The sequence below is a fragment of the Sphingomonas sp. YR710 genome (genome assembly GCF_900101455.1).
Classification (GTDB): domain Bacteria; phylum Pseudomonadota; class Alphaproteobacteria; order Sphingomonadales; family Sphingomonadaceae; genus Rhizorhabdus.
This window is the reverse complement of record NZ_FMZJ01000017.1, coordinates 67,668-87,758: the sequence shown is the minus strand read 5'-3', so window position 1 is coordinate 87,758 and position 20,091 is coordinate 67,668. Positions and strand designations below refer to the sequence as shown.

General features: G+C 63.2%; 20 protein-coding genes and 1 tRNA gene. 12 read left to right on the top strand and 9 right to left on the bottom strand.

What is annotated here, in order from left to right:
* Positions 1-416: 416 nt before the first annotated feature.
* Together BLS13_RS17460 and rpmE are read right to left on the bottom strand one after the other, a co-directional pair.
* Positions 417-779, bottom strand: a complete 363-nt coding sequence (locus tag BLS13_RS17460; protein WP_093454031.1) for a VanZ family protein — start codon at positions 777-779, stop codon at positions 417-419.
* Positions 780-865: 86 nt separating this feature from the next.
* On the bottom strand, positions 866-1,096 hold the full coding sequence (gene rpmE / locus BLS13_RS17455; protein WP_037527003.1) for a 50S ribosomal protein L31: 231 nt from the start codon (positions 1,094-1,096) through the stop codon (positions 866-868).
* 258 nt (positions 1,097-1,354) lie between these two features.
* Here rpmE and BLS13_RS17450 point away from each other — a divergent pair, with 258 nt between their 5' ends.
* The 5 genes from BLS13_RS17450 (at position 1,355) to BLS13_RS17430 (ending at position 6,117) form a co-directional block, all read left to right on the top strand.
* Positions 1,355-1,885 carry a molybdenum cofactor guanylyltransferase gene (locus tag BLS13_RS17450; protein WP_093454030.1) on the top strand — a complete coding sequence of 177 codons (531 nt, stop codon included), beginning with the start codon at positions 1,355-1,357 and terminating at the stop codon, positions 1,883-1,885.
* Positions 1,886-1,916: 31 nt separating this feature from the next.
* A complete protein-coding gene (locus tag BLS13_RS17445) occupies positions 1,917-2,438 on the top strand; it encodes a GNAT family N-acetyltransferase (RefSeq protein ID WP_093454028.1) in 522 nt (173 codons plus the stop codon).
* A gap of 52 nt (positions 2,439-2,490) precedes the next feature.
* The gene (locus BLS13_RS17440) at positions 2,491-4,314 is read left to right on the top strand and encodes a DUF885 domain-containing protein (RefSeq protein WP_093454027.1); all 1,824 of its coding nucleotides are present in this window, start codon (positions 2,491-2,493) and stop codon (positions 4,312-4,314) included.
* Positions 4,304-5,974, top strand: coding sequence for a M28 family metallopeptidase (locus tag BLS13_RS17435; protein WP_093454025.1), 1,671 nt, complete (start codon positions 4,304-4,306; stop codon positions 5,972-5,974). Before BLS13_RS17440 ends, BLS13_RS17435 begins: the two co-directional genes overlap by 11 nt.
* Before the next feature lie 69 nt (positions 5,975-6,043).
* Positions 6,044-6,117 (top strand) — tRNA-Cys (locus BLS13_RS17430).
* 35 nt (positions 6,118-6,152) lie between these two features.
* Here the strand turns inward: BLS13_RS17430 and BLS13_RS17425 are convergent.
* Positions 6,153-6,719, bottom strand: coding sequence for a hypothetical protein (locus BLS13_RS17425; RefSeq protein ID WP_143012000.1), 567 nt, complete (start codon positions 6,717-6,719; stop codon positions 6,153-6,155).
* A gap of 89 nt (positions 6,720-6,808) precedes the next feature.
* The gene (locus BLS13_RS17420) at positions 6,809-7,252 is read right to left on the bottom strand and encodes a globin domain-containing protein (protein ID WP_093454022.1); all 444 of its coding nucleotides are present in this window, start codon (positions 7,250-7,252) and stop codon (positions 6,809-6,811) included.
* 148 nt (positions 7,253-7,400) lie between these two features.
* Here BLS13_RS17420 and BLS13_RS17415 point away from each other — a divergent pair, with 148 nt between their 5' ends.
* A complete protein-coding gene (locus BLS13_RS17415; protein WP_093454043.1) occupies positions 7,401-7,844 on the top strand; it encodes an Rrf2 family transcriptional regulator in 444 nt (147 codons plus the stop codon).
* A gap of 50 nt (positions 7,845-7,894) precedes the next feature.
* Here BLS13_RS17415 and BLS13_RS17410 read toward each other — a convergent pair whose 3' ends face one another.
* From BLS13_RS17410 to BLS13_RS17400, 3 genes are all read right to left on the bottom strand, one after another.
* Positions 7,895-9,043, bottom strand: coding sequence for a cobalamin-independent methionine synthase II family protein (locus tag BLS13_RS17410; RefSeq protein WP_093454021.1), 1,149 nt, complete (start codon positions 9,041-9,043; stop codon positions 7,895-7,897).
* Between the two features lie 129 nt (positions 9,044-9,172).
* Positions 9,173-9,901 carry a class I SAM-dependent methyltransferase gene (locus BLS13_RS17405; protein WP_093454019.1) on the bottom strand — a complete coding sequence of 243 codons (729 nt, stop codon included), beginning with the start codon at positions 9,899-9,901 and terminating at the stop codon, positions 9,173-9,175.
* A 79-nt stretch (positions 9,902-9,980) separates the two neighbouring features.
* Positions 9,981-11,294 (bottom strand): amidohydrolase family protein, encoded by a 1,314-nt coding sequence (locus BLS13_RS17400; RefSeq protein ID WP_093454018.1) that lies wholly within the window; start codon positions 11,292-11,294, stop codon positions 9,981-9,983.
* Positions 11,295-11,745: 451 nt separating this feature from the next.
* On the opposite strand from BLS13_RS17400, the gene BLS13_RS17395 reads away from it, so the two are divergent.
* Positions 11,746-13,014 (top strand): TetR/AcrR family transcriptional regulator, encoded by a 1,269-nt coding sequence (locus BLS13_RS17395; protein ID WP_093454016.1) that lies wholly within the window; start codon positions 11,746-11,748, stop codon positions 13,012-13,014.
* A 256-nt stretch (positions 13,015-13,270) separates the two neighbouring features.
* Here the strand turns inward: BLS13_RS17395 and BLS13_RS17390 are convergent, their stop codons facing one another.
* Both BLS13_RS17390 and BLS13_RS17385 read right to left on the bottom strand, forming a co-directional pair.
* Positions 13,271-13,636 carry a hypothetical protein gene (locus tag BLS13_RS17390; RefSeq protein ID WP_093454015.1) on the bottom strand — a complete coding sequence of 122 codons (366 nt, stop codon included), beginning with the start codon at positions 13,634-13,636 and terminating at the stop codon, positions 13,271-13,273.
* The gene (locus BLS13_RS17385) at positions 13,633-13,977 is read right to left on the bottom strand and encodes a DUF952 domain-containing protein (RefSeq protein WP_093454013.1); all 345 of its coding nucleotides are present in this window, start codon (positions 13,975-13,977) and stop codon (positions 13,633-13,635) included. Before BLS13_RS17385 ends, BLS13_RS17390 begins: the two co-directional genes overlap by 4 nt.
* Before the next feature lie 117 nt (positions 13,978-14,094).
* Between BLS13_RS17385 and BLS13_RS17380 the strand changes: the two genes are divergently transcribed.
* From BLS13_RS17380 to BLS13_RS17360, 5 genes are all read left to right on the top strand, one after another.
* The gene (locus tag BLS13_RS17380) at positions 14,095-14,778 is read left to right on the top strand and encodes an ABC transporter ATP-binding protein (RefSeq protein WP_256325952.1); all 684 of its coding nucleotides are present in this window, start codon (positions 14,095-14,097) and stop codon (positions 14,776-14,778) included.
* Complete coding sequence (locus tag BLS13_RS17375) at positions 14,768-17,290, top strand: ABC transporter permease (RefSeq protein ID WP_093454011.1); 2,523 nt, start codon at positions 14,768-14,770, stop codon at positions 17,288-17,290. Before BLS13_RS17380 ends, BLS13_RS17375 begins: the two co-directional genes overlap by 11 nt.
* Positions 17,290-18,375, top strand: a complete 1,086-nt coding sequence (locus BLS13_RS17370) for a lipocalin-like domain-containing protein (protein ID WP_093454009.1) — start codon at positions 17,290-17,292, stop codon at positions 18,373-18,375. Before BLS13_RS17375 ends, BLS13_RS17370 begins: the two co-directional genes overlap by 1 nt.
* 207 nt (positions 18,376-18,582) lie before the next feature.
* A complete protein-coding gene (locus tag BLS13_RS17365) occupies positions 18,583-19,008 on the top strand; it encodes a reverse transcriptase-like protein (protein ID WP_093454008.1) in 426 nt (141 codons plus the stop codon).
* Between the two features lie 488 nt (positions 19,009-19,496).
* On the top strand, positions 19,497-19,859 hold the full coding sequence (locus BLS13_RS17360; protein WP_143011999.1) for a hypothetical protein: 363 nt from the start codon (positions 19,497-19,499) through the stop codon (positions 19,857-19,859).
* Positions 19,860-20,091 lie beyond the last annotated feature (232 nt).

Here is a 20,091-nt window from a genome sequence, read left to right as displayed (position 1 = left end):
TCGTCACGACGAGGCCGCGTGGCGTCACATAATCATTCTTTACCGATACGTCCCCGAAACCGTGCAGGCTCCAGGCCGGTGCATCGGCCAAAGCAACTGTGCTGCACGCGCTGAGAAGCAGCGCCGAAATGGCATAGATTTTTCGCATGATGGTCGCTCCCTTTTGGTGGCGCCCAGACATCCCTTCCGCACGCATACTGCCGCAGCCATCGGCCCTGGCATTCTATCCATGCAGGTACCGGTGAGTGCGCATCGCACGGGACGGCGGCGGGAAAGCCTTTGTAAAAGCGATCCTTTCCGACGAGTTCGTGCCGGTTCTCCGGCTTGACGATCAGATTCCCGTTCAACGTGCTGAGTGTCGCGCACCCGGCCGTTTGAGGCACTACGTCAATTGGCCACTACCGGAACGATGGGGGTCAGCTGGCAAAAAGCCTGGGCAGCAGGCGCTTCGCGAGCAAGGCGGTCGCCAGCCCGATGACGATCGCGATCGTATCCGCAACAACATCGGCAACACTGGCATCCCGACCGATGAAGGGCAGCCATTGGCTCAGTTCGATGAAGACACCGAAACCGAACAGCGCCGCGCCTGACAGCGGCCATGGGCTGCGCGGATAAGCAAGGCTGATCAACCAGCTCAGGGTGATGAAGGTGATCGTGTGATCGGCTTTGTCCGACGGCGTCATGCTCGGCGCGGAATCGGCGGGCCAGATCGCACAGGCATAAGCAAAGGCCAGGGCGCCCCAGAAGGCGGCAATGCGCAGCCTGCGATAGTTCGTCATCTGTCGCTCACCCTGCGTCGGTTCCCAAAACGAAAATGGCCGGGCAATGCCCAGCCATCCCGCGATCGTTCGCGATCGAAAGACCCTTATTTCTTGCCGAGGGTCAGGCCACCGAAACGCTTGTTGAAGCGTGCCACCTGGCCGCCGGTGTCGAGCAGGCTCGAACGGCCACCGGTCCACGCCGGGTGCACCGAAGGATCGATGTCCAGCTGCAGCGTGTCGCCTTCTTTGCCGTAGGTCGATCGCGTGTCATAGGTGGTGCCGTTGGTCAGCTGCACCTTGATCATGTGGTAGTCGGGATGGATATCTTTTTTCATGTCTAGCAGGCTCCGGTCAAATGGCTGGTTTCCGACCAGCCGGGGAAGCGAAGCGGCGCCTGTACAGGGTGATCGCCCGGTTGACAAGCGCTGGGTGCAGGCGGCGCTTTCCGATCCTCCCCCGCCAGGGGGAGGTGTCAGCCGCCGGCTGACGGAGGGGGAGGATAGCGACATGCTGGAAAGTCGAGCGACAGGTATCCGCCCCCTCCGTCGCCTTTGGCGACACCTCCCCCTGGCGGGGGAGGAAGAAATAGCCCCATGATCGCCGGCGCCATCTTCGCGGGCGGTGCGGCCCGCCGTTTCGGATCGGACAAGGCCGCTGCCCCGATCGGTGACACGGCGATGATCGACCTCGTCGCAGAGCGCCTCCGCGCGCAATGCGCGATCGTCACGGTGGTCGGCCGCGCGTGGCCGGGGCTGATATCGGTCGATGATCGCCCGCGACCCGGCCTCGGACCGCTCGGTGCGCTCGCAGGCGCTCTCACCCATGCGCGCGATGCCGGTTTTGCGACCGTGCTGACCAGCGGCTGCGACCTGCCCGATCTGCCGCTCGATCTCGCCCGGATGTTAGGCGATGCACCGGCCGTTGTCCGGGGACAGCCGCTGCTCGGGCTGTGGCCGACCAATCTCGCCGATGACCTCGCCGATTGGGTGGGCGATACCACCGATCGCTCGATGAACGCATGGATCGAGCGCACCGGCGCACGGCGCATATCACTGCCGGTCGCGCCGGCCAACATCAACAGGCCAGAGGATCTCGTCGAATGGATCGCCCGTCGTTCAACTTGAGCCGTCTCCTGCCCTGCCGGATTCACAGGCCATGACGATCATCCGCCCCGCCACCCCGAGCGACGCTGAAGCGCTGGCGGATCTCAAGCTGATCACCTTCCGCGAAACCTTCCTCGACGGCTTCGGCATTCCCTATCCGCCGGACGACCTCGCGATCTTCGAGGCCGACTCATATTCTCCTCGCGTGGTTTCGACCGAACTTGCCGATCTCGAACGCGCGACCTGGGTTGCCGAACGGGACGACCGGCTGCTGGCTTATGCGCAGGTCGGCCCATCTAAATTGCCGCATCCTGACGTCAAGCCCGGCGCTGGCGAACTCTACCAACTCTATGCGCGCGGCGAAGCGCAGGGGCTGGGCCTTGGCCGGAGCCTGCTCACCATAGCGCTCGATCATCTTGCTGCGGCACGGCCCGGGCCGATCTGGCTCGGCGTATGGTCCGGCAATCTGAAGGCGCAGGCGGTCTATGTCGCGCGCGGCTTCGTCAAGGTCGGCGGATATCGTTTTCCGGTCGGCAGCTGGTATGACGACGAGTTCATCTTCCGCCGCGATTGACCGGCGGCGGTTTCCGGGCCTAGCTTCGTCCATTCCCCCCGAGGAGGCTATGATGCTGGATCGTCGCGCATTTCTGGTGAACACGGCCTATGCCGGATTTGGCGTGGCGCTGCTCTCCGCGGTACCATCCTGGGCCGATCCCGCCGGTTCGTCCGAACTCGACAAACTGTTCGATCAACTCTTCCAGGAGGACCTGCGCCGTCGCCCCGAAAGCGCGACCCAGCTCGGGCTCGACAAAGGCGCCAATGCCGATCTGCGGTCCAGGCTCGGCGACGATTCCGATGCGGGCCGTGCCGCCAATCGCGCCGCCACGCAGGACCAGATCCGGCGGCTCGAGGCCGTCGACCGCAAGGCGCTTAACGCCCCCGACCAGATCAATTACGATACCGTGCTCTACACGCGCAAATCGGCGGCGGCCGTACAGGCGTTCGATTTCGGCGGCTCGTCTTATGGCCCGTCCCCCTATGTCGTCAGCCAGTTGACCGGCGCCTATCAGTCGGTCCCCGATTTTCTCGACACCAAGCACAGGATCGACAATGCCGCCGATGCCGACGCCTATCTGTCGCGGCTCGGCGCCTTCGCCGATCAGCTGACCGCCAACACCGAACGGTTGCGCCATGACGCCGGTCTCGGCGTCGTCCCGCCCGATTTCCTGCTCGACACGACCCTGACCCAGATGGAGAAGACACGGGTTCCGGCGGCCGATGCGCTGGTCGTCAAGTCGATCGCGCGCCGCGCCGCAGCCAAGGGGCTCGCCGATCATTTTGCCGCGGATGCCGCGAAGATCTACAACGAGCGCGTCCTTCCCGCGCTCGACGCCCAGCTCGCGCTGACCAAACAGCTCCGAAAGACCGCAACCCACGACGCAGGAATCTGGAAGGCCAGGGATGGCGCGGCCTTCTACGAGACCGCGCTCCACAACACGACGACGACGAAGCTCAGCCCCGACGAGGTCCACAGATTTGGGCTCGATCAGGCGAAGGAAATTTCGGCGCGGCTCGATGGCTTGCTCAAGGCGCAGGGCATGACCAAAGGCACGGTCGGCGAACGCATGGCCGCGCTTTATGCCGATCCGCGCCAGCTCTACCCGAACACCGACGACGGTAAGGTTCAGGCGATCGCGTATTGCAACGCGCGGCTCGACGCGATCCGCGGCCGCCTGCTCACCGTCTTCAAGCGTGCGCCGAGTTACACGTTCGAAGTGCGCCGCGTGCCGCCGCAGACCGAGGCGGGCGCAGCATCGGCGTTCTCGCAGGGGCCGGCGCTCGATGGCTCGCGACCGGGCCTCGTCTATTTCAACCTGCATGACAGTGCCGAATGGCCGAAATTCTGCCTCGCGACGACCGTCTATCATGAGGGCCTGCCCGGCCATCAGTTCGAGGGCGGGCTCGCGCTCTCCAACACCGCCCTCCCCCTGATCCGCAAGACCGGCGGCTTTTCCGGCTATGGCGAAGGCTGGGCGCTCTATGCCGAGCAGCTCGCCGACGAGATCGGCATGTATGACGATGATCCGCTCGGCCGGCTCGGCTATCTCAAGTTCCAATTGTTCCGCGCCAATCGCTGCGTGGTCGATACCGGCATCCACCACCTGCGCTGGACTCGCGAACAGGCGATCCGCTATTTCGTCGAACAGGACGGCGAGGCGGCGGGCTTTGCGACGCGAGAAGTCGAGCGCTATTGCGCGACGCCGGGACAGGCGTGCAGCTACAAGCTCGGCCATTCGGTGTTCACCGGGCTACGCACCAAGGCAAAGACGCTGATGGGCGCGAAGTTCGACATCAAGGATTTCCACGAAGCGGTGCTCGGCTGCGGCCGCGTGCCGCTCGAAATATTGCAGCAGATCGGCGACCGCTGGATCGCATCGCATGTCGCGTAGCTGCTTGGCGACGGCCGTCGCTGCGATCGCCCTGATCGCGTCCGCCGGTGCGCAAGCCGCTGCTCCGGCTTCCTCAGGCCCGATCGATCCCGCCCGCTTGTCCGAAACCGTCCGCATCCTGGCATCGGACGCGTTCGAGGGCCGCGCGCCCGGCACGGCCGGCGAAGCGAAGACGATCGACTGGCTCGCCCACGCCTTCGCGGCGCTCGGCCTCAAGCCCGGTGGCGAGCATGGCGGCTGGACGCAGCGCGTACCGATGGTCCGTACCCAGTTGCAGATGCCCGGCACCGTCGAGATCGGCGGCAAGGCGATGGCGCTCGGCCGCGACGTCTATTTCAGCACCGTCCGCCCGGTCGATCGCGTGACGATCGCCGCCGCACCGCTCGTATTCGTCGGCTATGGCGTCTCCGCGCCCGAACGGCATTGGGATGATTTCAAGGGAGTCGACCTGAAGGGCAAGATCGCGGTCATGCTCGTCAACGATCCCGATTTCGAGGCGGATCCCGGCGAGCCCGTCGCCGGCCTGTTCGGCGGCCGCGCGATGACCTTCTACGGCCGATGGGTCTATAAATATGAAGAAGCCGCCCGCCGCGGCGCGATCGGCGCGATCATCATCCACGACACCGCCGGCGCCGGCTATGGCTGGAACACCGTGCAGGCGCCCGGCGGCGAGAATTACGATATCGTGCGACCGGCGGGCGCCCCGGTCCCTTTATTGCTGCAAGGCTGGATCCAGCAGGATCGGGCGGCGGAATTGTTCAGGGCCTCGGGGCTCGACCTCGCGGCGCTGAAGCGCGAAGCCCGGGCGACCGCATTTCGCCCGCGCGCGCTGAAGGCAACGATGACGGCAGATCTTGCCGTCAAACATGACGCAATCGAGAGCCATAACGTGCTGGCGAAAATCGCGGGCACAAAACATGCCGGCGAGACGATCATGTTTTCCGGCCATTGGGACGCTTACGGCATCGGCGCGCCCGATGCGCAGGGTCGCACGATCCGGCCGGGCGCCAACGACGATGGTCTCGGTATCGCCGGCATGCTCGAACTCGCGCGCGCCTTCAAGGCAGGGCCCGCCCCCGAACGCACGCTCGTCTTCGCGGCCTGGACCGGCGAAGAGCGTGGGCTGCTCGGATCGGGCTATTATGCCGGCGCGCCGATCTACCCCCTCGAAAAGACCGTCGCCAATTTCACGATCGACATCCTCCAGACCGCCGGCGCCGCGCATGACGTGATCCTGATCGGTCAGGGCCAGAGCGACCTCGAAGCCGATCTCGCCCGCGCCGCGGCGACACAGGGGCGCACGATCACCCCCGACGCCCAGCCCCAGCGCGGCCTGTTCTACCGCGCCGATCACTTCTCGCTCGCCAAGCGGGGCGTGCCCGTTCTGCTGCTCATGGGCATCGGCGGCGGCGCCGACCTGATCGCCGGTGGCCGGGCCGCGGGCGACCAATGGGTCAGCGATTATACATCGAAATGCTACCACCAGACCTGCGATGCGTGGAGCCCGGACTGGAACCTCATCGGCGCTGCGCAGGACGTCGCCTTGTTCCACATGCTCGGCCGCGACCTCGCTTTTTCGCGCCGCTGGCCCAATTGGCTGCGCGGCTCGGAATTCCGCGCGGTACGCGATGCCAGCGCCGGCATCCGCGCCCGGCTTTAACCTTGACGCCACCCGGAGCGGACTCTAGGGACACCGCACCACCAGATCCTTTCGGATTTCACTCGGTTTGGCCCGATGGCGGAGTGGTGACGCAGCGGACTGCAAATCCGTGCACCCGAGTTCGATTCTCGGTCGGGCCTCCACCACATCATCGAGTGACCTGGCGGATTTGGCCAGCTTAACGAAGATAACGAAGGTCTTTGAAGTCTTCCGGAAGATAGTCGACCGTTCGACGAGCGAAACGCACTACGATCTTGTGTACCTCTTCCGCCGTGCTGGCTTCGACGTCGATCACGATCCCGGCGGTGCCCTTCATCGTCCGCGTCGAATGATCGTCGACCAGGGTTTCGATGATATCGCCCCGTATCGGGGGGCGCTCGGTCAGCAGCGGCATCGCACTGAGCCGGGCAAGGACAAGGGCCGTGGCCTCGTCATAGTTGCGGGTGATCGTCTCGGCATCATCCCGGGGATCCACCTGCACCGCGATGTCAGCGAACATCATGATAACAGGGCCGCGAGTCTCCAGCACTGCCTGAATAGCAAGCCGGACAGTCGATTCGAAGCTGCGCCCCGTAACAGCTGGAATGGTAGGGACAAAGTCTGCCACGGATCGCTCCTGCCGGTCATCGATCGCGCTCATATAGCGGAATTCGACCGCCTTCCTACGTCCACCGGTGGAATCTTCTCCGCGAGGTACGTTGTCGTTGCGCTGCGCTCGTGCGTGCCAGAAAAAGATTGTCAGCACCGGTCGTGCCAACCGTCCGGTTCGCGACGGTTGGCATCACGTCCGTCACCCGACCGCGAGGATTGGGTCTTTCGGCAGGCAGACCGATGTCAGGCTGCATCGGCGTACATTTTCGCCTCTCGCCCGATCAGGACATCGGCAAGGAACCAATAGGCCTCACCCCACGCGTTGAGCACATCGTCGGTCGCGGCGTCGCCCAGAACATCGCGGATCGCCGGAAGCAGCGCGTTGGCGACTGCCGGGTAGTGCTCCGCTTTGATATGGGTTTCGACATGGCGCGCGGCGATCCGCTCGATGGCAGATGTAAGCACGTCGAGCTTGTCGACATTCTGTGCAAAAGCAAGGATCGCCGCCGCCAGCCTTTTTGGCTGCTCGCCGCTCGCCTGCGCAGCCTGATCGAACAGTGCCTTGATCGCGGGATCGACGAACAGCCGCTCGTACATGCGCGTCGTGATCGCCACGCCATGCTGCTGCAGCGCTGGCGCCGTCGCTTTGACCATAGCGATCGTTTCGGGGGACAGGGGTTTCGTCATGGGCAGCCTCCTTGCGGCGTGGTCGGGCGCGCGAGCCCGAACGACTCACGCTTCAATCATGTACTGGTGATACATCTATAAGATCGATTGGAAGATGCAACAAAAATACATATATCAAATCGCCGGCTCGGGCCGGTCAGGAGAGCCGATGCGACTGACCCGCTACACCGATTATGCTATGCGCGTGCTGCTCTACGTCGGCGCTCGCGACGGGGCCCTATCCTCGATTGCCGAGATCGCAAAGGCTTATGGCATCTCGCAAAATCATCTGATGAAAGTGGTCAACGATCTGGTCCGCGCCGGCTATCTGGCCAGCGTTCGCGGCCGGTTCGGCGGCATCCGGCTGGCGCGCCCGGCCGACACCATCAACGTCGGCGCGGTCGTCCGCCATAGCGAGGAAGGCTTCGAACTCGTCGACTGCGCAAGTTGCGTGATCGCGCCCGCCTGCGGCCTCACCGGGGTGCTCGGTGAGGCACTGGCCGCGTTCATGGCCGTGCTCGACCGCTATACGCTGGCCGATCTGCTGACGAAGCGCGATGCGATGGCAGCTCTGTTCGGCGAGATGCCATCGAAGGCGATTGCCGAGGCCTGATCGCGCGGTTACCAGTTCGCTCCGCCCCGTCCGATCCGGACCTCAGAATGTCAGCCCCCGGCAGGCCAGAGCTTCGCACTCGCGCGTCTTGCGCCCTCGACCATCGATTCCAGCTTGCGCCAGACAATATCGGGGTGAACCGTCGGAAAACCTGAAAAGGTCGAAAAGCCGCAGTCGGACCCGGCCATGACGCGATCTCTTCCAACCACATTCGCATAGCTCATCAGCCGGTTTGCCACGACATCAGGATGCTCGATGAAGTTCGACGTGGAATCGATCACGCCGGGCACGACCACCTTGTCCTCCGGTAGCTTTATCGTCTCCAGCACCGCCCATTCATGGTTGTGGCGGGGATTTGCGCCTTCGAGCAGCAGATATTTCGGCTTGGCGCGAAATACGCGCGCGGCAATCGTCTCCAGAGGAATATCGTGATTGTGCGGGCCCTCGTAATTTCCCCAGCACAGATGCATGCGCGTCTTTTCCGCCGGAATGTTGCGGAGCGCGTGGTTGAGCGCTTCCACATTGCGGTCGATGACCTTGAGGAAGACCTCGTCCGGTTGGCCGGCAAAGGCAAAATGCCGCCCCATGGCCAGGTCTGGGCTGTCGATTTGAAGCAGGAAGCCCGCTTCCACGATGGCCTCATATTCGACACGCATGGCCTCGGCCACCGCCTCGATATAAGCCTCGTCGCTGGGATAATAGTCGTTGTGCTGAAAGATCGCGACGACACCGGGAGAAGCAGCGTTCAGAAACGCGCCGACCGGTTTCGCCGCATCGACAGCGGCCCTCATCATGCGCAGATCGGCCTCAAGCGCGGCTGTATCCTTCACACACACCGGGCCCTGGCAGCAGGAACCGATGCTCTTGGGGACAACGCCACCGATTTTCACCAGATGCTCGCTAAAACCCCGGAACTCGCGCAAGTCGGCGGGAACGAGCATCTTGCTCGTCCCCCCGAAGCCGGTGAGGCGTTCGGTGACATAGGTCGCATAGCTTGGCTTGGAAAACTCGCCATCGCTTACGAAATCGATACCAACCTCGACCTGGCGGCGAACAACATCGCTTACCGAACCGGCCAGTTCTTCCTCGAGTTTAGCCGGATCATAAGGCCGGCCTTCGGCGCGGTCATGCATGATGCTGAGCAGCGATTCCGGGCGTGGCAGACTGCCCACATGGGTCGTTTGAATACGGTCTTCCACCTGATTACATCTCCCAAAGCGGCATCGGCATGAGAAGCTTGATCCGCGAACATCTATATTGCCGACGAACGCGCAGTAGGCAGCGGATCCAATCGCGGCCCACTCATTTATCGGTTCGGCACGATGGCGTTATTGTGCCGCCTCGTCCGGGTTGTCGCGTGACGACCCGAATGAAAAGAACTTGGCATGCGGTTCGAATGGTACGGGCTCGCCGACGTAACGATTTTTGGCAATCGTGAAAGCAAATTTTCCGGCGAGCGTCTCGAACGATTCCTCCTCGAACATATTGTCGAGAAAGTGTTTGCGGAGCGATTCAATCTTGCCGTCACCCCAACTGACGGAAGTCCAAACGACGCAGGCCCCCTTGCGGCAGATTTGCCGCAGGAAACCGATGAGCCGCATGCGATCGGCATTGTTGATATGTCCGAACACACCGGAAATCACCACCAGATCGACCGCGGCCAACCCCTGATAGGACTCGGCCAGTGATGCGTCGCCGGCAAGAACCTCCAGATTGCCGAGCTGGACCTTTTGCGCCCATGCGCGGGCAAAAGCCGCATTCTTGGTGTCAAGTTCGACGATGCGGCCACGCACATCGGCACGCCGTTCGTGACCTTCCAAAGCGCCAATGACCTCGCGCCCCTGACCGCCACAGATGCTGACGATCGTCACCGGCCCGGGCGGGCATTGATCGACGACAGCCACAACCTGTGCCTGGACCGCGCGCTTACGCGCGTTGAGTTCGGAACCCTCGTTTTCATACTCGTCATGCCAGTCCGACCAGTCTGCCATCCGCAAGATTCCGTCATTCTCGCGATCGATACTGGTGGGCAGGTTCGGATTGAAGTCATTCGTCAAGTCTTGCATCCTCGATGTTGGTCCCTGCCAGTGTCTTCGCGCACCGGCATGAGAACAGGGGCAAAATGGTAATGAGGAATCAAGCCATTTCAGCGGCTTGCTGGAACATTTCCATGATGTCGCCGGACGTCACAGGCCGCGGCTCCTCGCCCGTCTTGAGCGGTGCCGCGCCACCGCTCGATATTGGTGTGACGTCCACTTTCGCAGCGGCGGCCTTGGCTCGCAATCCACCGACGGTCAGGTCTTCGCGGCGATGATGCTGGAACGGATCAAAATTGAAGAAGCGCATCGCATTCCCGTGCGTCACCTTTTCGATCTGCTCCGGCGTCAGATGTTTCACCGTCCCCCAGAGGCGCTCGGGAACTTCCGGCCACAGGCAGTCCGAATGCGGATAATCGCACTCATAAGCGATCATGTCCTCACCGATTTCGTCGATATTCTTGAGGCCGAACTTGTCCTCAATGAAGCAGTTGAGGAAGTGCTGCTTGAATACGTCGCTCGGCAGGCGATCCTTGAAGCGCGAGTGGGTCCAGGCCTTGTGGCGTTCATGGCTGAAATCCATGCGTTCCAGAAAATAGGGCACCCAGCCGATGCTGCCTTCCGATAGCGCGATCTTCAGGTCGGGATAGCGCAGGAGCGCGTCGAGTTGCAGCCAGTCCGCGGCGCCGACCGCGATCGCCATGGGCATGGTGGCGATCCACGCTTCGATCGGGGTTTCCAGTGAGGCATGTGGCGCCGGATTGCCCGTACCGATGTGCAGGCAAATCGTGATGTCCGCGTCGGTGATCGCCTTCCACATCGGCTCCCAATAGGCATTGTGAATGCTGGGAAGGCCAAGTTTGGTGGGATTGTCGCTGAGCGTGACCGACGTGCAACCCTTCCGGGCCAGCCGATCGATCTCCGCCACTGTCTCGTCCATGTTCCAGGTGGGCAGAAGCCCGCAGGGAATGAAGCGTCCCGGATGGGGGCCGCACCATTCATCCACATGCCAGTCATTATAGGCACGCAGATGAACGAGGCTCATGTCCTTGTCTGGAACGCGGTGAAAGAGATTTCCGTCAAAGCCGGCAAACCCGCCGAAACACAGCGAGGCAGCGATACCGTTGACGTTCATGTCGTCGACGCGAGCATAGGAATCGTAGCAGCCCTTGCGCAACTGTGCGAGCGCGGTCGGCTCCATGCCATATTCTTCCCGCGGACGGCCGACAACGGAGCCCAGGCCGATAGAGGGCAGTTTGGTTCCCTGATATTCCCAGAAATTGGTGCCTTGTGACGTAACCTTGAACTTTGGCGCGCTGGCCAGGCCCGCCCCCGACAGATGCTTGTCGAACATGTCGGGCGGCTCGCTGACATGGTCGTCGACGCTGATGATGACGAGATCGTTCATATCCATGGCAGTCCTCCGCATGACCCAGAAGCGTATTGAATGTTGCCGCAGGCAGTCGTCCCGGCTCCCTCTGCAACCCGCAAGAAAGACCCGCAGCCAAGTACCCGACATCCGCCGTCTGCTTCGTTTTATGCCCCCGCCAAATGGTGAAGTCAAATATTTGAATTTTCCATCAAGAGGGAGCATATCCGCTCCTCTCGAAGCCGGAAGCCTTCCCCCCGGACGTGGACCGAGAGCTGGACAGGATGTGCCAATGCGAGCTGAACGGACGACAAGCGCCCCGAAAAGCTTGACGAAATTGCGTCAGCCTGCCTCTATCGATCGAGGATCGGGCAGCCTGCGTTTAACGAACGGAGAGACATGGTGAGTGCGGCTGCACGCTTTCGAAAGAACTTCGCGATGCACGGTCGAGGCAGACAGCTAAGCGAGTTTTTCGGTGTTATGTCTTTTGAAAATCATGACTGATTCGCGTCACGCCGAACCCGTTTCGGCCAGAAAAACGCGGCGTGCCGATATACTCGAAGCCGCCGCAACCCTTTTTGCGGCATCGGGTGTGCGGACATCGTTGAAGGATATCGCCGATGCCTGCGGCATCCTTCCGGGCAGCATGTATTATCACTTCGAATCCAAGGAAGCGCTCATCGTCCAGTTGGTCCGTCGCTATCGGGCCGATCTGGACTGTATCGCCTTACAAGCACGGGAAACCGTGAACACGCCGGATTCCAGGCCGCTCCAGGATAGAGTCATTGAACTCGGCCGGGAGATCGCATCCTGCGCCAATCGCCATCCGGCCGCACTGCTCATGACGCTGTTTGAACCCCCGACAGGTGCAAGCGAGGAATTGCAACAGCTGGTCGAGCGCACGCCTGCCGCCATTCACCTGGCAATGCTCGATGTGCTGCGCGCGGATCAGGGGCATGGCGCACTTCGGCCCGGCATCGACCTGACGATGCTTGCCGACCGCTTGTGCGAAAGCATGATACGCCATGCGGTGACCGTGGCGGACTTCCATCTCGGCCCGGAAGCCAGCCCTTTGCCCGACTTGAGGTGCCGCATATTGCTCGATGGGCTGGCCGTGGAGGCGCCGGACAAAGCCGCCCTTGATCGTTCGGATGCCCTTCGATCGGTTAACGCGGCTGTCGCACATTGGCACCCTTGCGAGGCCGATAGCGAACGTGCGACGCAACTTCTGGTTATGGCGCGGACCGAATTCGCGCGGCGCGGCTATGAAGTCGCGACATTGCGTGAAATCGCCGCCGCATCAGGATTTGGCTCCGGGTCGGTCTATCGGCTGTTTTCATCCAAGGCGAAAATGCTCGACGCCATCATGGGAAGCTTTGAAAGGCAGCGCAAGGCAGCGTGGGACAGCGTGATGCATTCATCCTCGACCGCGCTGGAGAAACTGGACGCGTTGGCATGGCTGCATATCATGCTGAGCGAAAAATTCGGTGATGAAATCAGGATCCAGTTCGGCTTCGTTCGGGAGTCTCCGCTGAACACGCGGCGGATCGCGGAACCTTCACGATTGCGCGATATCGAGAGGCTGCTTGCGGAAGGCGCTGGCGCCGGCGAAATCCGTCTCCATCAACTTCCCCTCAATATGTACGCACGATGCGTCTATGAGGCGCTTTGGACGCCCGAACCTGTGTTGCGCAGTGCAGGCGCGGAACAAGCCCATGCGCTTTCGCGGGACACGATGTTGTCAGGGGCGCTGATACGGTCGTAATTTCCGACGTGGCATGCGTTCCCTTCATATCGCGCGTGGAAATGGCATCGTCTGCAACGCCCTGGCGCGCGATATCAACACCCCGTCGAAACGGACACGGAATCATTCATATTTATAGGAACTTGGCTGAACCTTGAGCATTTTATCATGCGAAGCTTCAGCACACCCCCTTGCTTGCTTCACCCCATGGTAGCCCGCCGGATATCCGCCCGGCGGGCTACATTGATTCAGGCTCCTCGGCCTGATCGCGCGGCTGCTATTTTGCTCCGAACCACCCGATTCGTGACGCGATCATGATCAACACGATCAGCGCGCCCCATTCGACGACCGGCAGGAACAGGAAGATGATGCTCGCGAACATGTCCCCTGCGACGGCTTCGATGCAGATCCACACGGCCAGGGCAGATACCAGCAGATAGGCCATCATCATCAGCGTGAATGGCTCTCGCCGAACCTTTCCTGCCGAGATCACGCCGAGCGCCACAGGGCTGATATTCCACAGATAGAGAAAGATCGACCAGGGCCACCACCAGAAGGAGGAGGGTTCGCCCATCCGCACCATCACCACGGCGCAGCCGATGGCCAGAGCCATCGCCAGACCGCGGAGCAGATTGAGTATCATCCGGCCACCGGCAACCTTATCGTCCCGTCGCTTTCATATTCGATCGGACCATAAGCGATGACGGCATCGAGGGTCAGCGGCCCGTAGATATGGGGAAAGAGCTGGTTGCCGCGCGAAATCTCCCAACGGAGCATCTCGCCGAGAGCTGACAGATCGACGGCCGCGATCGAAAGATCGCTCTGGCCAGCGAAATGTTTGGAGACCGTTTCATCGACCTGCGCAGCCGTCGACAAATGGACATAGCCGTCCTGTATGTCGATCGGCGCGCCGGCAAATGTTCCTTGCTCGAGCGCGAGCATCTGTTCGCCGGTCAATATTTTATAGGCGATCATCTCTGCCATGGCAGCCTCTCTCCTCCCCTTCCCTCTTATTGCCCTACCGCCGGGCTTCAGCCATGCCTTATGCAAGATCGTTCACGCTGGCCTTGCCCGGATCGCGGCGTCCTGCAAAGTGGTAATATGACGGTAGCCACTCTCCTTCGTGTCTCCTCGCTCGCAAAATCGGTGCCCGGCGGGCGACAATTGTTCGCGGGGCTCGAACTGGAAGTCGCGGCGGGTGAACTCGTCGCGATCGTCGGAGAATCGGGCGTCGGCAAATCCACCTTGCTCAACATCCTCGCCGGGCTCGACCGGCCCGACGCCGGCGAAGTCGCGATCGAGGGGATCGGCCTTGCCTCCCGCGACGATGCCGCGCTCACCCGCTTGCGCCGCGAACGGATCGGCTTCGTCTTTCAGGCTTTTCATGTCCTGCCCTATCTCACGTTGCGCCAGAATGTCGGCCTGCCGCTGGCGCTGGTATCGGCGCCCCGCCACCTGATCGACGAACGGACCGATGCGATGCTCGATCGCGTCGGCCTGGGCGGACGCGGCGGCGATTATGCTCGGGATCTTTCGGGCGGCGAATTGCAGCGGATCGCGATCGGCCGTGCGCTGGTGCATGAGCCGGCGCTGATCCTGGCCGACGAGCCGACCGGCAATCTCGATCCCGAAACCGCCGGCCGGATCCTTGCTTTGTTTGCCCAGGCGGTGCGTGAAGGTGGGGCTGCGGCGATCATCGTGACGCACAGCGATGCCGCGGCCGCGATCGCCGATCGCACGCTGACCCTGACGCCGCACGGCCTCATCCTGCGCCATGCCCGCTAGAAGCGGCTCGCCACGGCTCGCGCTTGCCTGGCTGATCCTGAGCGAGGCGCGCGCCCATCCGGCCCGCGGCATATTGACGGCGCTGGCGATCGCGGTCGGCGTCGCGCTGGGCTTCGGTGTCCATCTCGTCAATCATTCGGCGCTCAGTTCGTTCGACGATGCGATGCACAGCGTGAACGGCGCGGCGGACCTGCGGGTGCAGGCGGTCACCCCGCTCGGCTTCGATGAAATGACTTATCCCCGCGTCGCCATGCTGCGCGGGATCACCGATGCCAGCCCGGTAGTCGTGCTGCCTGCGACCGCCAATGGCGCCCGCATGTCACTACTCGGCATAGATATGTTGCGCGCGGCCGCAGTGACCCCCGCCCTGCTCGCGCGGCCGGCGGCGCTGGGCGCGCACAGCGACAGCGGCCTTGGCGGCTCGATCTACCTCTCGTCGACCGCGCTCGCTTTGTCGCACAGCCGGATCCGCGATGTCGTCACGATGCGCGCCAACGGCCGGACGGTGATGCTGCCGATCGCCGGCACCGTGCCGGGGGTCGACGAAGGGCAGGCTGTGGCGGTGATGGACATCGCGGCGGCGCAATGGCGGTTCGGGCGGTTCGGGCGGATCGACCGGATCGATCTCAAGCTCGGCGAAGACGTATCCGTCATCCGCAGCCGGCTGTCGGATATCCTGCCGGCGGACGCGGTGATCGCGGATGAGGCGAGCGAAAGCGCGCGCGGCGATGCGATGTCGCGTGCCTATCGGGTCAATCTCGACATGCTGGCGCTGGTCGCTTTGCTCACCGGCGGCTTCCTGGTCTATTCGGCGCAATCGCTGTCGGTCGCGCGGCGGCTGCGGACCTTCGCGCTGATCCGGACTTTGGGCATGCCGCAGGGGGGCGTGGTGGCGACGGTCGCGATCGAAGGCCTGCTGATCGGCCTGGTCGGTGCGATCATCGGCCTGTTTGCGGGCTACGGCCTGGCGGCGGTGGCGCTCGCGCGGTTCGGGGGAACGCTCGGCACCGATTTCTTCGGGACCGGCACGGTGCGGCTCGCCTTCGCGCCATGGTCCGCCGCCGGCTTTCTCGCGCTCGGCCTCGCCGCCGCAATCGCCGGGAGTGTGTTGCCGGCGCTGAGTGCAGCCCGCGCCGCCCCGGCGATTGCGCTGCGCAACACGGGCGATGTCGTCGATCCGCGCAGGCGGGTGCCGTGGAAACCTGCGGCGACCTTGCTGCTGCTGGGCGGGCTCGCCGCATTGCTGCCCGCAGTCGCTGGTCTGCCGCTGTTCGGTTTTATCGCGATCGGGCTGATGCTGGCGGGAGGGATCGCCATCGTGCCATGGCTCGCCCTCCATCTGCTGGCGCCCTTCGCCGTCCGCGGTACGCGCCATGTGCCGTTGCAACTGGCGATGCGGCATCTGCATGGCGCGCCGGGCCAGGCCGCCACGGCCTTGTGCGGCATCGTCGCCAGCACCGCGCTGATGATCGCGATGGCGGTGATGGTGACGAGCTTCCGTACCGCCGTCGACGACTGGCTGGGCGATGTGCTGTCGGCGGATCTCTACATGCGGATCGAAGGCGGGATCGGCTTTGATCGGACTACCCAGTCACGAATGCGGGCCGTCCCCGGCGTCGCCGACATGGGCTTCATGCGGCAGATCGCGGTGACGATGGCCCCCGATCGCCCGCCGCTCTCGCTGATCGCGCGCACGGTGCGGACCCGCCCGCCCCATCGCAACATGATGCTGCTGGCCGAGGCCGGCAGCCTGCCCGCCGGCGCCGTGCCGGTCTGGGTATCGGAGCCCGCCGCGCGCATCTATGGCTGGCGTCCCGGCGATCGCATCGCGCTGCCGATCGGCAAGGGTGCGACGTTCGCGGTCGCGGGGGTCTGGCGGGATTATGCGCGGCAGCAGGGATCGGTGACGATCGACGGCGGGGACTATGATCGATTGACCGGCGACACCGGCCGCAACCTGGCAGCGATCACGCTGACACAGGGCGCGCCGCCCGGCTTTGTTGCAGCCGCCATCGCCGCACAAATCCCGCCCGCGCTGCAGGGCATCGTCGGCATGAGCGACAGCCGGCAGTTGCGGCAACAGGCGCTGGCCATCTTCGATCGCAGCTTCGCCGTCACCTATGTGCTGGAAGGCGTCGCGATCCTCGTCGGGCTGATCGGCGTCGGCGCCACCATGTCCGCCCAGACGATCGCCCGGTCGCGCGAGTTCGGAATGCTGCGCCATATCGGCGTGACGAAGGCGCAGATCATCGCGATGCTGGCGAGCGAAGGCGCACTGCTCGGGCTGATCGGCGGGATCGTCGGCGTGGGCCTCGGCGCGATCATGGCGCAGGTGCTGATCCATGTCGTCAACCCGCAGTCGTTCAACTGGACGATGACGACCCGCTGGCCGATCGCGACGATCGTCGGCGTGATCGTCGCGCTGGTGGTTGCCGCGGCCGGCACGGCGATCCTGTCGGGCCGCCGCGCCATTGCCGCAGATGCAGTGCGCGCCGTGCGGGAGGATTGGTGATGCGACTGGCGAATATCGTTCGCGGCCTGGCTATCGTATCGGCGCTGATCATCGGCCGGACCGGCGCTGTTGCAGCAACCGCCCCCTACCCTGTCGTCCGCCCGAACATGGCCTTCCACTTCCCGGCCGATCATGGCGCGCATCCCGATTATCGCACCGAATGGTGGTACGTCACCGGCTGGCTTCGCACCGGTGACGGCCGCGACCTCGGCTTTCAGGTCACTTTCTTTCGCGTGCGCCCGGCCGTCGATCCCGACAATCCGAGCCGCTTTGCCCCGCGGCAAATTCTGTTCGCGCATGCCGGGCTGTCCGATCCGTCGGTCGGCCATCTGCTCCACGGCGAGCGCTCGGCGCGGGCCGGCTTCGGTCTGGCCGAAGCACGGATCGGCGATGCCGATGTCCACATCCGCGACTGGCGGCTGCGCCGGCTGCCGAACGGCGATTTCACAAGCGAGGTGGTGGCGCCGGACTTCCGCTATTCGCTGACCTTCCATGGCACGCAACCCGTGATGCTGCAGGGCGATGCCGGCTATAGCCGCAAAGGGCCCGATCCGGCGCAGGCGAGCCATTATTATTCGCTGCCCCATCTCACCGTCTCCGGCACGGTTACAAGGCATGGAAAGACCGAACCTGTCACCGGCACGGCGTGGCTCGATCGCGAATGGTCATCGAGCTATCTTGGCGGCAACGCGGTCGGTTGGGACTGGACCGGGCTCAACCTCGATGACGGCGGCGCGCTGATGGCGTTTCGCATTCGCGGCAAGGATGGCCGCACGACATGGGCCGGCGGTTCGCTGCGCCGGCGTGACGGGCGGATCGTGGTGCTGGCCCGAGGCGACGTAACGTTCACGCCGCTCCGCACCTGGCGATCGCCCCGCACCGGCGGCGTCTATCCCGTTGCCCAGCGTTTGAAGGTGCGCCTTCCCGAAGGCCCGCGCACGTTCCTGCTCACACCCCTGTTCCCCGATCAGGAACTTGATGGGCGCCGCGCGGGCCTGCCCGCTTATTGGGAGGGCGCGGTGCGCACGCAGGGCGGCCGGGGTTATCTGGAACTGACCGGCTACGCCGCGGCGCTGCGCATGTGATAAAAGATCTTGGTGATGACTATCTTCCCTTATTTTAGCCCCTCCCCTTCAGGGGAGGGGTTGGGGGTGGGGCCTATCCGCGAACGCAGCACCTGCGGCACTGCCCCACCCCAACCCCTCCCCTGAAGGGGAGGGGCTTATAGGTCGCACTCAATGGCACTTGGTACGACATAGCCGAGCGCCGCTCGGCATGGCATAGGCGCTCCCATGAAGATCTTCTTTGACGGCGGATGCAGGCCCAATCCCGGCATGATGGAAGCCGCCGTGGTCGCGGGCGGCCGGGTCTGGATCCGGCGGGATCTGGGCCACGGCACCAACGATCATGCCGAATGGCTGGCCTTGCTCTACGCCGTCGACATCGCCCGAATGCTGGGCGAACGCGATATCGTCCTGATCGGCGATTCCGGCCGGGTGATCCATCAGGCAAAGGGCTTGCGGAAAAGCCGCGCGGCCGATCTGCAGCCCTATCTCGATCGCTTCGCCGAAGCGAAAGGCTGGTTCGCCCGCATGCGCATCCGCCAGATCGGCCGCGCGCAAAATCTGGCGGGGATCGCGCTGGAGAAAGGACATCTGCCCGGTTCGAACCTCAGGGCGGAATCAAGCGCAGGCAGTATTCACCATAATCTTCGCTAGGGTTTTCCAGCGGCGCAACTCCGCCGAAGAGCGCCACCCGATTTATGTACAGGTGCGGGTGAAATATGCTCGCTTTCTGGCGCCTTGGCTTGTGTCTGGATCGGGTGGGGATGCGGACTTCAACGCTCGCACGCGCGGTCATCAAGTGTCAGTGCCAAGCCACGTGCCGACGCGTGAACGGTGTCACCGACGCGACAGTTGAGGCGTGCCGCCAAAACGGATTTTGCTCCGAAGCCTCCGTCTTGACTTCGCGCTGTGACTACCACTTCGTCGGCATCCCATTTAGGGTTTACGTGCGGCGCAATACTGACCACGACGGCCCACGCCTCGCGCTTCGGCTGTTCAGAGCAGGCCGCTAAAGCAATTGCCGCCGTTATGAGGATGAAGCGAATTGCTTGCATGATCCCATTTTAGCGCATTTGGAACCGCCTGCTAGTGGGGATAGCTGGCGATTGGCACGGCGGGTGGCCTGGCCTATCAAGCGACTTATGGCCACGGCTGACAACCTTCCTCCCAAGAGCCTCGGGTTAGGGGGTGATGGAGATGAGATTGCCGCAATAAGCGAGGTTGAGCGGCGTTTTGGCGTTCGCCTCGATTACTCGGACGCTCGGCACTGGAAGACGGCGGGCGATGTATTTGCTGCGCTTCAACAGGCGCTATCCTCCGAACAGGCCGAGGCGGTTGAGACTTGGCCCTTGTTCGCTGAGGCCATTTCGGGCGAGACGGGTGTTGATCCGACAAAAGTGACCGCCGACACGCTTTTGCTTGGCAAGGGCCGTTTCGATTGGCGCGTTCTGGTCGTCGTCGGATGCCTTATTGCTGCAGGATTCGCTCTGATCCAACTTTGGTGAACGGCAGCAACGGGGCGTTTTCCACAATACGTTTCCGGTTGAAAACGTCCACTTTCTGGCGCGGGGACATTCCAGAAACATTTGATTCTCTAGCCGCCCGGCCATGGCGATTGGTTGGGCGAAATGTCCACCCGCTGAAATGCAGCGTCCCTTCCGGTCGGGCCAACTGAGCGTGCTAGAAATCGAGGTGGCAATAGCGGTCGTTGGAATTTATGACGGAGACGGAGCCTCA